This window comes from Pseudomonas triclosanedens (genome assembly GCF_026686735.1).
Lineage (GTDB): Bacteria > Pseudomonadota > Gammaproteobacteria > Pseudomonadales > Pseudomonadaceae > Pseudomonas > Pseudomonas triclosanedens.
In genome coordinates, this window is record NZ_CP113432.1 from 5262116 (window position 1) to 5274322 (window position 12207).

The 12207-nt window shown below is 62.5% G+C and carries 11 protein-coding genes, 1 other RNA gene and 1 riboswitch; of the genes, 6 read left to right on the forward strand and 6 right to left on the reverse strand.

Annotated elements, in window-relative coordinates:
- Window positions 1–129: 129 nt before the first annotated feature.
- The 4 genes from OU419_RS24375 (at window position 130) to ssrA (ending at window position 5940) form a co-directional block, all read left to right on the forward strand.
- The gene (locus OU419_RS24375) at window positions 130–3420 is read left to right on the forward strand and encodes an acetyl-CoA carboxylase family protein (RefSeq protein ID WP_408004971.1); all 3291 of its coding nucleotides are present in this window, start codon (window positions 130–132) and stop codon (window positions 3418–3420) included.
- Window positions 3421–3458: 38 nt separating this feature from the next.
- Window positions 3459–3681: riboswitch (yybP-ykoY riboswitch) on the forward strand.
- 50 nt (window positions 3682–3731) lie between these two features.
- Window positions 3732–4745, forward strand: coding sequence for a sodium:calcium antiporter (locus tag OU419_RS24380; protein WP_254472525.1), 1014 nt, complete (start codon window positions 3732–3734; stop codon window positions 4743–4745).
- A gap of 86 nt (window positions 4746–4831) precedes the next feature.
- Entirely contained in the window at window positions 4832–5509 is a 678-nt protein-coding gene (locus OU419_RS24385) for a type 1 glutamine amidotransferase domain-containing protein (protein WP_254472524.1), read from the forward strand.
- Window positions 5510–5582: 73 nt separating this feature from the next.
- Window positions 5583–5940: a transfer-messenger RNA gene (ssrA, locus tag OU419_RS24390) on the forward strand.
- 141 nt (window positions 5941–6081) lie between these two features.
- On the opposite strand, the gene OU419_RS24395 is transcribed toward ssrA, so the two are convergent.
- Window positions 6082–6540: a hypothetical protein gene (locus tag OU419_RS24395; protein WP_254472523.1), complete on the reverse strand. Its 459-nt coding sequence runs from the start codon at window positions 6538–6540 to the stop codon at window positions 6082–6084.
- Between the two features lie 91 nt (window positions 6541–6631).
- Window positions 6632–6799: a hypothetical protein gene (locus tag OU419_RS24400; RefSeq protein WP_254472522.1), complete on the reverse strand. Its 168-nt coding sequence runs from the start codon at window positions 6797–6799 to the stop codon at window positions 6632–6634.
- 909 nt (window positions 6800–7708) lie between these two features.
- On the opposite strand from OU419_RS24400, the gene OU419_RS24405 reads away from it, so the two are divergent.
- Window positions 7709–8680 carry a hypothetical protein gene (locus OU419_RS24405; RefSeq protein ID WP_254472521.1) on the forward strand — a complete coding sequence of 324 codons (972 nt, stop codon included), beginning with the start codon at window positions 7709–7711 and terminating at the stop codon, window positions 8678–8680.
- A gap of 176 nt (window positions 8681–8856) precedes the next feature.
- Here OU419_RS24405 and OU419_RS24410 read toward each other — a convergent pair whose 3' ends face one another.
- The 4 genes from OU419_RS24410 to OU419_RS24425 form a co-directional block, all read right to left on the reverse strand.
- Complete coding sequence (locus OU419_RS24410; RefSeq protein WP_254472520.1) at window positions 8857–9159, reverse strand: hypothetical protein; 303 nt, start codon at window positions 9157–9159, stop codon at window positions 8857–8859.
- Window positions 9160–9272: 113 nt separating this feature from the next.
- Window positions 9273–9944 (reverse strand): YceH family protein, encoded by a 672-nt coding sequence (locus OU419_RS24415; RefSeq protein ID WP_254472519.1) that lies wholly within the window; start codon window positions 9942–9944, stop codon window positions 9273–9275.
- A gap of 76 nt (window positions 9945–10020) precedes the next feature.
- Window positions 10021–10224 carry a hypothetical protein gene (locus OU419_RS24420; protein WP_254472518.1) on the reverse strand — a complete coding sequence of 68 codons (204 nt, stop codon included), beginning with the start codon at window positions 10222–10224 and terminating at the stop codon, window positions 10021–10023.
- Complete coding sequence (locus tag OU419_RS24425; protein ID WP_254472517.1) at window positions 10224–10415, reverse strand: cache domain-containing protein; 192 nt, start codon at window positions 10413–10415, stop codon at window positions 10224–10226. Before OU419_RS24425 ends, OU419_RS24420 begins: the two co-directional genes overlap by 1 nt.
- Window positions 10416–10682: 267 nt before the next feature.
- On the opposite strand from OU419_RS24425, the gene OU419_RS24430 reads away from it, so the two are divergent.
- Complete coding sequence (locus tag OU419_RS24430; protein ID WP_254472516.1) at window positions 10683–12176, forward strand: aldehyde dehydrogenase; 1494 nt, start codon at window positions 10683–10685, stop codon at window positions 12174–12176.
- Window positions 12177–12207 lie beyond the last annotated feature (31 nt).

Sequence of the window (12207 nt, forward strand, 5' to 3'; positions counted from 1 at the left end):
CGGCCGTCCGACCGGTCGCCGCTCATAAGGCCCGCGAAGCCTGTGCCATTCGCAACGGAGCAGTTCGTTCCCCCGCCCGGACACCCGCCTAAGATGTAGCGATTCCCGACCACAAAAATCACAATCGGAATCGCCATGTCCGTGTCGCACCTGCTCATCGCCAACCGCGGCGAAATCGCCATCCGCATCGCTCGCGCCGCCGCCGAACTGGGCATCCGCAGCCTCGCGGTCTTCGCCGAGGATGACGCCGAATCGCTGCACACCCGCCAGGCCGACCACTCCCAGCCGCTGCGCGGACGCGGCGCCAGCGCCTATCTCGACCAGCAACAACTGGTCGAACTGGCCCTCGCTCAGGGTTGCGATGCCGTACACCCCGGCTACGGGTTCCTTTCCGAGAGCGCTGAATTCGCACGTCGCTGCGAGGCCGCCGGCCTGGTCTTCGTCGGCCCCTCGGCGGATGTCCTCGATATCTTTGGCGACAAGGCACGCGCACGCGATCTGGCCAATGCCCACGGGGTCGCGCTGGCGGCCGGCAGCAACCGCGCGACTTCGCTCGACGACGCCGAACGCTTCTTCCGCGAACTGCCCAGTGGCTCCGGCATGATGATCAAGGCCCTGGCCGGCGGCGGCGGACGCGGCATGCGCGCAGTGCACGGCGTCGAGGAAATCGCCGAAGCCTACGCTCGCTGCCAGGCTGAAGCCCGCGCCGCGTTCGCTGATGATCGCCTCTACGTGGAACGGCTGATCCCCCGCGCCCGCCACATCGAAGTGCAGGTGATTGGCGATGGCCGCGCGATCAGCCACCTGTGGGAGCGCGACTGCACGCTGCAACGGCGCAACCAGAAGCTGCTGGAGATCGCTCCCAGCCCCAACCTGCACCCACGCCTGCGCGGCGCCATCCTCGCCGCCGCGCTGCGCCTGGCCGAAGCGGTGAACTACCGCGGCCTGGGCACCTTCGAATTCCTTCTCGACGAAGACAGCGGCGACTTCGTGTTCATGGAAGCCAATCCGCGCCTGCAGGTAGAGCACACCGTCACCGAGGCGGTGACCGGTATCGATCTGGTCCAGGCGCAACTGCGCATCGCCGCCGGAGCCAGTCTGGCCGAACTGGGCCTGTCCCAGGCCGAGATTCCCGCGCCTCGTGGCCATGCCGTACAGCTTCGGATCAACCTGGAAAGCCTCGCCAGCGATGGCACGCCGCACCTGGCCTGCGGCCGCATCAGCGCCTACGAGCTACCCAGCGGCCCCGGCCTGCGCGTGGACGGCTACGGTTACGCCGGATACCGCAACAGCGCCGGCTACGACTCGCTGCTGGCCAAGCTGATCGTCCACGGCACCGGCGGTTATCCACAACTGATCCAGCGTGCCTACCGTGCCCTCTGCGAATTCCGCCTCGAAGGAGTGGCCAGCAATATCCCGCTGCTGCTCAACCTGTTGCGCCAACCGGAGGTGGCCGAGAACCAGGTAACCACCCGCTACATCGAAAACCACCTGCCGCGCCTGCTGGGCGCCCAGGAGCAGGCGCACCCGCATCGCTTTTTCAGCCATGCCGGTACGGGTGCGCCCGAGCCGCTCGCCAGCGATGCACCGGCCGGCTGCATCCCGCTCGCCACGCCGAGCGCCGGAGTGCTGGTCAGCATCGGCGTGAGCGCAGGCGATGCCGTGGCGCCGGGCCAGACCATCGCCGTGGTCGAGGCGATGAAGATGGAGTTCGAGGTCAAGGCCAGCGCCAGCGGCATCGTCCACAGCCTCGCCGCCACACCGGGGGACAGCCTGGGCGAAGGCAGCCCGCTGCTGTTCATCGAGCCGGCGGACATCGCCACCACCGATGGCGAAACGCACGCCGCCATCGATCTGGATGCAATTCGCGCCGACCTCGCGGAAGTCATCGAACGCCACGCCATCGGCCTCGACGAACGCCGCCCGGAGGCGGTTGCCAAGCGCCACAGAATCGGCAAGCGTACCGTCCGCGAAAACCTCGCAGACCTGCTCGACGAGGGCAGCTTCATCGAGTACGGCGCCCTGGCCATCGCGGCCCAGCGCCGCCGCCGCAGCGTCGAGGAACTGATCGCCAGCAGCCCGGCCGACGGGCTGGTCAGTGGCCTGGGCAGCATCAACGCCGCACAGTTCGGTGAGGAAAAGGCGCGCTGCCTGGTGCTGGCCTACGACTACACCGTATTCGCAGGCACTCAGGGCGTGATGAACCACAAGAAGACCGATCGCATGCTGCACCTGGCCGAGCAATGGCGCATCCCGCTGGTGCTCTACGCCGAAGGCGGCGGCGGGCGCCCCGGCGATACCGATTTTGTCGGCGTGGCCGGGCTGGACAACATGAGCTTCGTCGGCCTGGCGCGGCTGTCCGGCCTGGTGCCGCTGGTAGGCGTGGTCTCCGGGCGCTGCTTCGCCGGCAACGCGGCCCTGCTGGGTTGCTGCGATGTGATCATTGCCACGCGCGACACCAGCCTCGGCATGGCCGGCCCGGCAATGATCGAAGGTGGCGGCCTGGGCAGGTTCGCTCCCGAGGAAGTCGGCCCCAGCGACGTGCAGAGCGCCAATGGCGTGATCGATGTACTGGTGGAGGACGAGACCCAAGCCACCCGCATCGCACGCCAGTACCTCGCCTATTTCCAGGGCGACAATGCCGATTGGAGCTGCGCCGACCAGCGCCTGCTGCGCCATGCGGTGCCGGAGAACCGCCTGCGCGTCTACGACATCCGCCAGGTCATCGAGCAACTGGCCGACAGCGATTCGGTACTCGAACTACGCCGCCAGTTCGCCGCTGGCATCATCACCGCGCTGGTGCGCATCGAGGGCAAGCCATTCGGGCTGATCGCCAACAATCCCATGCACCTGGGCGGCGCTATCGACGCCGAGGCTGGCGACAAGGCTGCACGCTTCATGCAATTGTGCGACGCCTTCGACCTGCCGATCATTTCCCTGTGCGACACCCCCGGCTTCATGGTCGGCCCGGAGGCGGAAAAGTCCGGCACCGTACGCCACGTCTCGCGCATGTTCGTCACCGCCGCCAGCCTCAGCGTGCCGTTCTTCACCGTGGTGCTGCGCAAGGGCTACGGCCTGGGCGCTCAGGCAATGGCCGCCGGCAGCTTCCACGCGGCGCTGTTCACCGTCGCCTGGCCCAGCGGCGAATTCGGTGCGATGGGCCTGGAAGGCGCGATCCGCCTCGGCTACGCCAAGGAGCTGGCCGCCGTGGAAGACCCGCAGGAGCGGCAGAAGCTGTTCGACAAGCTGGTCGCCGCCGCCTACCGCAATGGCAAGGGGCTGAACATGGCGAGCTACCTGGAGATCGACGATGTGATCGACCCTGCGGAAACCCGCCGCTGGCTGCTGCGCGGCCTGGCTTCGGTACCGCGCCCAACGCCACGGCAGGGGAAAAAGCGCCCGTTTATCGACACATGGTGAAACCATTTCTTGAGCACGCCGACCGATCGGATAGAATGCGCGGCGTCATTGGGGAGTAGCCGCCCGTTCTCGCGAACGGGGGCGACGTCAACACACTTGGCCCGGATCCGCCGACGATCCCGCGAACATGAACCGCGGATCGCAGGCAGATTGCAGGCCGTGGCGTCGCCAGCTGTACAGCCTGGCAAGACCTTTGACCACGCAGCCTCCGAATGGCCGGGGAGTCGCGTGGTCATGGGTATCGAACCGGCCGGGAATCTTACCGTGGTACACCACATCTTCCGTCGCTCCATCCGCCTGGAGCCCCGCGCATGCTGACCTTCATCCTCGAACTGCTCGGCATGCTGCTGGTGATCCTGATCGCCGCCGAACTCTTCACCAACGCGCTGGAACATTTCGGCGAACGCCTCGGTATATCCGAAGGCGTCACCGGTTCGCTGTTCGCCGCCGTCGGCACCGCGTTGCCGGAAACTCTGATCCCCCTGCTGGCGCTGTTCGCCGGCACCAGCAACGTGAACATCAACGAAGAAGTCGGCGTAGGCGCCATCCTCGGCGCGCCACTGATGCTGTCGACCCTGTCCACCTGCCTGATGGCCTGCTTCGCCATGCGTGCACGCGGGCTGAAAGGCCGTGTACGCCCCGAGCGCACCGGCCTGCAGCGCGACCTGAATTTCTTCCTGATCGCCTTCAGCGTCGCCGCCATCGCCATGTTCGTCCCGACCGGGCTGGTCCCCGTGCGCATCGGCCTGAGCGTGCTGCTGGTGCTCACCTACGTGGCCTACATCACCCTCACGCTGCGCGCATCGCAGAGCCTGGTGGAAGATGGCCACGGCACCGAAGCCGACCACCACATGTACCTGTCGCGCATCGGCCTGCCGACCAACCTGGCGACCATCCTGCTGCAACTGGCGCTGGGCCTCGCGCTGCTGGTGGCGGGCGCCAAAGGGTTCATCCACGGCGTGGAGGGCCTTTCGGACCTGCTGGGAATTTCCGCATTGCTGCTGTCGCTGCTGATCATCCCGATCGCCACCGAGCTGCCGGAAAAGATCAACAGCATCCTCTGGGTGCGCCGCGGCAAGGACACTCTCGCCTTCGGCAACATCACCGGCGCGATGGTTTTCCAGGGTACCCTGCTGCCCGCCATCGGTATCCTGCTCACCCCCTGGCAGCCGCGCATCGAGGTACTCACCGGCGTACTGATCACCCTGGGCGCGGCCCTCTGGCTGCGCCTCAATGCACAGCGCGGCGGCGGCCTGCCAATCTGGGTGCTGCTGCTCAACGGCGTGCTGTACGCCGCCTATCTGGGTATCACCCTCTCGCGCTGACGCTAGCGGCTCATTGCCTACACTGACAGTCCGGGCTGCCGTTTCGGCGGCAGCCGCACGACTAGTGATACGCCGAAGGAGTGAGCATGAAAATCCTGGTAGTCCTGACCTCCCACGACCAGCTTGGCAGCACCGGCAAGAAAACCGGTTTCTGGCTCGAGGAGTTCGCCGCGCCCTACTACGTCTTCAAGGATGCCGGCGCCACCCTGACCCTGGCCTCGCCAAAGGGAGGCCAGCCGCCGCTGGACCCCAAGAGCGACGCAGAAGATGCCCAGACCCCGGCCACCCGCCGCTTCCGCCAGGACAGCGAAGCCCAGGCGGCGCTGGCCAGCACCGTGAAACTCACCGACGTGAAGGCCGACGACTTCGATGCCATCTTCTACCCCGGCGGCCACGGCCCGCTCTGGGACCTCGCCGAAGACCGCACCTCAGTCGCCCTGATCGAAGCCTTCCACGCCAGCGGCAAACCCGTCTCCGCCGTCTGCCACGCCCCGGCGGTGTTCCGCCACCCGCACGGCCCGGATGGCAGGCCACTGGTGCAGGGCCGGCATGTCACCGGATTCTCCAACAGCGAAGAGGAAGCCGTTGGCCTCACCGACGTGGTGCCCTTCCTCGTCCAGGACATGCTCAAGGCCAACGGCGCCCGCTACAGCAAAGGGCCGGACTGGCAGAGCCACGTCGAGATCGACCGCGGCCTGATAACCGGCCAGAACCCCGCCTCCTCCGAAGCGGTAGCCGAAGCCGTCCTGAAATTCCTGCGTTGACAACAACTTGAGCCGCCCCGGTTGGACCTCGGGGCGGCTTTCCCGTAGAATGGTCGCGACCTTGAAAGGTTTTGGGGCCGATTAGGATTCGACGCCGGTAACAAAACTCGAGGGGCATGCCGAGTAGGTGACAGTTCTCGTAAATCAGCTGCCACAACTTTATAGTTGCCAACGACGACAACTACGCCCTAGCAGCCTAAGTGCCGCTAGCAGACCCTAGGGGATGCCTGTAAACCCGAAGATTAGGTCTGTCATATAGAACAGGATCGCCGCCAAGTTCGCTGTAGACGTAACGGCTAAAACTCATACAGCTCGCTCCAAGCGCCCTGCCACTCGGGCCGCGCGGAGTTAACTCAATAGAGATGGCTAAGCATGTAGAACCGACAGCGGAGAACTGGCGGACGGGGGTTCAAATCCCCCCGGCTCCACCAAACGCAAAAGATAAGCCCCTGATTTTCCTAGTGAAATTCAGGGGCTTTTTCTTTCTTGAGTAGTGCCTTATCGCAAGACTGGTATACCCGGGGCCTTCGGCACAACGCCCCGCTCTGCTCGGGACGTTATGCGGCAAATCGTCAGCGAGAAGCTGTGCCACCAGCGGCCGCAGGCTGTCTGTTGGTCACGCGGGTGAAGGTTTTGTTCTGGCCGCAGAACTGGATCACCATGCTGTTTTCGTCGGTGATCTTGGCCACGAAGTTGTTCGCGTAGAAGTTGCCGCCCCAAACGAGCACTTGCCCCTTCGGTTCCAGTTTTATATCTCGGAACAACTGGGAACCGGCGACGTTGTAGCGCAAAAGGCCCTTACGCCCCCCGCTCACCACATTGTTCTCAACTGTTCCGTACATGAAACCTTGGCGCGTGCTGTCGTCATGCAGAACGATGGTCATATCCTGACGCTCTACCGACGATGTAGGACAGTCCAGGTTGCCCTTCCAGGTACCTTCCATCGGCACGTCCGGCAATCCCAGGGAAGAGCCAATGGCGGAGCATCCGCCCATAGCGAGCAATGCGCCGACGATCACGATGCGTTTCATGCGAACTCCATTTTTCTTGTGTGATAGCCCATTCCGGCGGGCAATTGCCGCCGGCAGGGAAGGATGATCAGCCGAAGCCGAATGGAACGAATCAGATGCCGAGTGCCGGCATGACACCACGGGCGAATACTTTGCCGGCATCGGCGCCGCTCACAACCATGTCGTAATAGATGCACTGTTTCCGCTCAGTACGAATGAACAGACGTACTTGAGCATCGATATGCGGACCAAGATCCTGCCCTTTCTTCAACCCGGTCATTAAATGAACAGATTCGCTGCCCCAGAAGTCTTCACATGGCTCATTAGTCTTGGTGCCAACGAAGGAGCCGAGGAAGTAAAGAGCAACGGATAGAGAAAACCAGACACTTGAGTGGTTTGGCTCTCACATACAGCGATATGCAAACTCCCGTCGTGCACTCTTTGCAATATGCCAAATTGACATCATTCAGGTCAACAGGAACTATCGAACTGCGGAAAAATCATTGAATGCTCTGGGGAGAAAGGCAGTGAGAGCGAACAAAAAATAAGCAAAATCCATTTCCTGTGGATGGTTTCACGGGACTGGCTTTCGCTCCCACTGTCTATAGCATTAGGCTCTTCCAAGGCAGGGCCTTACACCGAAAGGTCACACCATCATAAATTCGTTCCTGGGTGAAGCCACTCCCGGTCTTATTACCGGCAATGTATTCAATGCATAGTCATATCTTGTATTTCTGATATCCAGCAACCTGCTGAAAGGAATGAAGTTCGAATGCCGAGCCCTCAAACCCATCACCATGCATGATGTTCTTGTATTCACAGTTATTACTACGACTGTGATGATAGTGCGGCCGCCAAACAGACTCCCCTGCCACAGGAAAGCCTTGGAATAAGCCTGGCACTGCCCTTTCCAGTCCTTGTCTCCCGGGCGTGGTCGTACTCGCCAAACCCCAGGATCTGACCTTGCGCCGAAGGCTCTATGGGCGTCCCGGAAACCTGGCGGGCGGCAGCTTTGCACAGTCCCTGTTTCGCCCCATGCACAGTATCACCGCCGTCATCTGCTGCAGCGTGACAGTGAAATAGTGTTGCTATAGGATGCCGCGCGGACGTGGCCAATGGCCACTTCCGCGCCTGACGCAGCCTCAGGAAAGAGGCCGGGCACCTAATAAAACAGCCAAGGAACAGATTGATGCACAAGAAGTACGTTCTGGCCGGAATGATCACCGCAGCACTGCTCTCTGGCTGCAATGGCGAGGATAAGCCCGCCGCAGCCCAACCAGCCCAGTCGAGCGCCTCCCAGGCGCCCAGCAAGCCCATGACGGAGGCGGAAATTGCCGCCGAGAAGAGGCGCCGCGTCTTCAACCCCACGCCTGAAGAAAGGGCCCAGGATGCAGCAGAGGAAGCGGCAAGGCACGCAGACGATTCGGTAACCGTTACCTTGGCGGATGCCGGGAAGAACGAGGACTTCGGCAGCTATCTGGAGATTGACAACGGCCTGGACATGGCGCTGCTCTACAACAGCCTCACGGAGTCGCCGGCAAGCCCTTCGGCGATCCTCGAAACGAACTCTGGCTGGACGCTCTTCAGCTACGACGACAAGAAGCTGACTGATCTCCTGCACAAGTATGGAAACGCCCGCGACAGCTTCGACAAGAGAGATATTGCTGCCAAGATCGAGCCCCTCATTATTGCTCGTGAGGACTCCCTGAAGAAAAACCGCTTCGTGAAGATTGATCTTGGTTCAAGAACCGATCTGTCCAAGTATGACTTCGACAGAAAAGGCTTTGCCAATAATCATAGTCTTTTCCAAGTACCTGACAAGTCTCAGATGACCGAGAGACAAAAGTACCTTTACGGCGATATACCGCTTCTTCGACCTACCATCAGCTTTAGCGACGTGTCCAATTACAATATGGGCGTAACCAACGGGAAAGAGTTCCAGTTCCTCCCTATCGAAGATGAGCAAGTTGCTCGAAAGCTTGAGAAATATGTAGCCGAGCGCAAGCAGTACAGCATTACCATCTATGGTGTAGTAAACGAACTAAGACAAGGCAAGCTCAAGAAGACCGAGCCTCAGCGCACTATGTATATGACTGTTCAGAAGATGGTCATCTGGGATACAAACGACCCCAAAGTGGTACTTGCAACCATCGGTGGTTGAATGGGGATGGTGGTTAGACACGGGAACTACCGTTTCCGCTGACCAATGAATCAAGTGTTCCGTGGGATAACCTCCTGAAGAACACGCAGAGATCCTGAAACATCGTCCGTCCGCCGCCCTAACGAAAAAGGCGCTGAGCAGTTACGCTCAGCGCCTTTTTTCTTTCCCGCATTCACCTACAGCGTCAGGAACCCCAGCCTCGGAATCAGCGGCTCGCTGCCATGCTCCGCCACCAGCTCGGAACAGGGTTTGCGCAATCGCAGCCGCTCGGCGTTGCACAGCAGCGGGCCATCTTCATCCCTGGCACCGAAAGGGTCGTCGATCAGGACGCCCTTGATCAGCCCCTGGCGGAACAACTCGCGGATGATCAGCAGGTTGGTCTCGGGGTGCCCACTCAGGTCGTTCACGGATTTGAAGTCGGTTTCCGAGAGCTGGCTGAGCACGGCGGTCAGCTGGGCCTGGGAGGGTTTTCGACTCATGGTGAACTCCGGGAAAGCGGGTGATGCAGTGGACTATGCGATGCGGAATGTTAACGTCGGATTAGCACAGGCGCAGGCCGACCTAAGTAGGTCGGCCGTACGAATTACCTGATTCAGTCGAGCGAAACGCCCAGTTCCAGGCGCGCGAGGCGTTCTTCGAGGGCGGCGATGCGGGCTTCCAGCTCAACCAGGCGACTCTCGTCATGCCCGCCGCTCTCGCTGCGCTCGCCGGATGCGCGGCTGCCGCTGGCGGCAATAGCGGCTTCGCGGTCTTCCTCGTTGCCCAGCAGGTGCATATAGCGGTCTTCACGCTGGCCGGGCAGGCGCTCCAGCAGCACGGCCATGCCGCGCGCGGATAGACGCTCAAGCTGGTGGCGGACTTCTTCGGTGTCGTCGAAGTCGTGCATACGCTGGCTGCGGGTGAGCAGCTCGTTGAGGGTTTGCGGGCCGCGCAGGAACAACAGGCCGAGCAGGATGACCTGCGGTTTGACCAGTTCCAGTGCCTTGTCCAGGCGCTGCTCCCAGCGATCGGCACGGCTGCCCATGACCAGGCGGGTCATCTCGCGGCCTTCGAGGTGGCGCAGGCTCTGGCCGACCTGGCCCGGAGTGAGGTTCATCACCGGATCGCGGCTGGTCTTCTGGTTACAGGCGGTGACCAGCGCGTTGAGGGTGAGCGGATAGGTTTCCGGAGTGGTGACCTGCTTTTCGATCAGGCATCCGAGGACGCGTACATCGACCGCGCTCAGCGGTTCGAAGTCGGAAAGGGTATCGAGCGTCTGGCTCATGGCGGCATCCGTCAGCGAAGGAACCGCACTAGCCTAGCCTGTCGAGCGTCTTTTGGGCAGGTCTGGAACGGTGGTCTCAGGCCGCACCGGCAAGACGCCGGTTCAGCGGACGCTCGATGACGCTCCAGTGGGAGAAGGATTCCGCCAGCTCCGCGACGCGCTCCTGCCCTTCTCGCCCCAGACTGCGACGGGCCAGGTCGCCGGCGATCCAGTTGGCGGTGTCGGCCGCCAACACGCGCCCCTCGCCGTTGACCACCAGCGCCCAGTTGCCCATCTGCATCAGGCTCTGCGCAGCAGCACGGCTTCGAACTCGTGCAGCGCGATGTCCGCGCCGGCAACGCCGATGAAACGACCGTCCACCTGGATTGGCACGAAGAACACGAGGATGTACAGGTCGGTGCCGTAGAGGTCGACAGAAGGTCCGACTACCGACGGCCTCCCGGTGCTGCGCGGGCGGGCGAACCAGGGCATGAACTCCTGTTCACACGGACGTTGCGGCGAAGCGCACCCACACGCAACGCGTGCTGTAGCGGAGCCTCGGCCTAAAAATATGCACCCATATTTTTAAATCGCTTTTCAGACTTTCAACAAGGTTTTTTTGCGCATTTAGACCGCCCAAACCACTTTCATAAGACTCTATTGGCATCGGGTCAATCATAAGATATGTTTTTATATGTATTAGCCAAGGCGGCCTATTGCCGTCTCGCCAACAACAGCAATAACGAGGAGCCGATACGCATGAGCCAGCCAACCCGTGCCGAGTGGGAAGCCCGCGCCAAGGGTCTGAAAATCGAAGGCCGCGCCTTCATCCAGGGCGAATATCTCGCCGCCGTTTCTGGCGACACCTTCGAGTGCATCAGCCCGGTGGACGGCCGCCTGCTGGCCAAGGTCGCCAGTTGCGATGCCGCCGACGCGGAGCGCGCCGTACAGAGCGCCCGCGCTGCGTTCGAATCTGGCGTCTGGTCGCGTCAGGCGCCGGCCGCCCGCAAGGCTGTGCTGATCCGCTTCGCCGAGCTGCTGGAGGAACACGCCGAGGAGCTGGCGCTGCTGGAAACCCTCGACATGGGCAAACCCATCGGCGACTCGCTGAACGTCGACCTGCCCGGCTCCGCCGACAGCATTCGCTGGAGCGGTGAGGCCATCGACAAGGTCTACGACGAAGTGGCCGCCACCTCTCATGACCAGCTCGGCCTGGTCACCCGCGAGCCGGTCGGCGTGGTCGCCGCCATCGTGCCGTGGAACTTCCCGCTGATGATGGCGAGCTGGAAGCTGGGCCCGGCCCTGGCAACCGGCAACTCGGTGATCCTCAAGCCCTCCGAGCGCTCGCCACTCACCGCTATCCGCATCGCCCAGCTTGCCCTGGATGCAGGCCTGCCGGCCGGTGTGCTGAACGTGCTGCCGGGCTACGGCCACACCGTCGGCAAGGCGCTGGCGCTACACATGGATGTGGACACCGTGGTGTTCACCGGCTCGACCAAGATCGCCAAGCAACTGCTGGTGTACTCGGGCGAATCGAACATGAAACGCGTCTGGCTAGAGGCTGGTGGCAAGAGCCCGAACATCGTCTTCGACGATGCGCCAGACCTGCAGGCCGCTGCCGAATCCGCCGCCGCGGCGATCGCCTTCAACCAGGGCGAGGTATGCACCGCCGGCTCGCGCCTGCTGGTGCAAAAGTCGATCAAGGCGAAATTCCTGCCGCTGGTGGTCGAGGCGCTCAAGGGCTGGAAGGCCGGCCACCCGCTGGACCCGGAAACCAACGTCGGCGCGCTGGTGGACGGCCGCCAACTGGAGCAGGTGCTGGGCTACATCCAGGCCGGCCAGGACGAGGGCGCGAAGATTCTCACCGGCGGCAAGCGCGTGCTGGAGGAAACCGGTGGCACCTACGTCGAGCCGACCCTGTTCGACGGCGTGAGCAACGCGATGAAGATCGCCCGCGAGGAAATCTTCGGCCCGGTGCTCTCGGTCATCGAGTTCGAAGACGCCGAGGAAGCCATCCGCATCGCCAACGACACCCAGTACGGGCTGGCCGCGGCGGTGTGGACCCGCGACATCTCCAAAGCCCACCTCACCGCCCGCGCCCTGCGTGCCGGCAGCGTATGGGTGAACATGTACGACGGCGGCGACATGACCGCGCCCTTCGGCGGCTTCAAGCAGTCGGGCAACGGCCGCGACAAGTCGCTGCACGCGTTCGACAAGTACACCGAGCTGAAGGCCACCTGGATCAAGCTGTAAGCGACCACAAGTTCTGAGGTTTGCAAAAAAC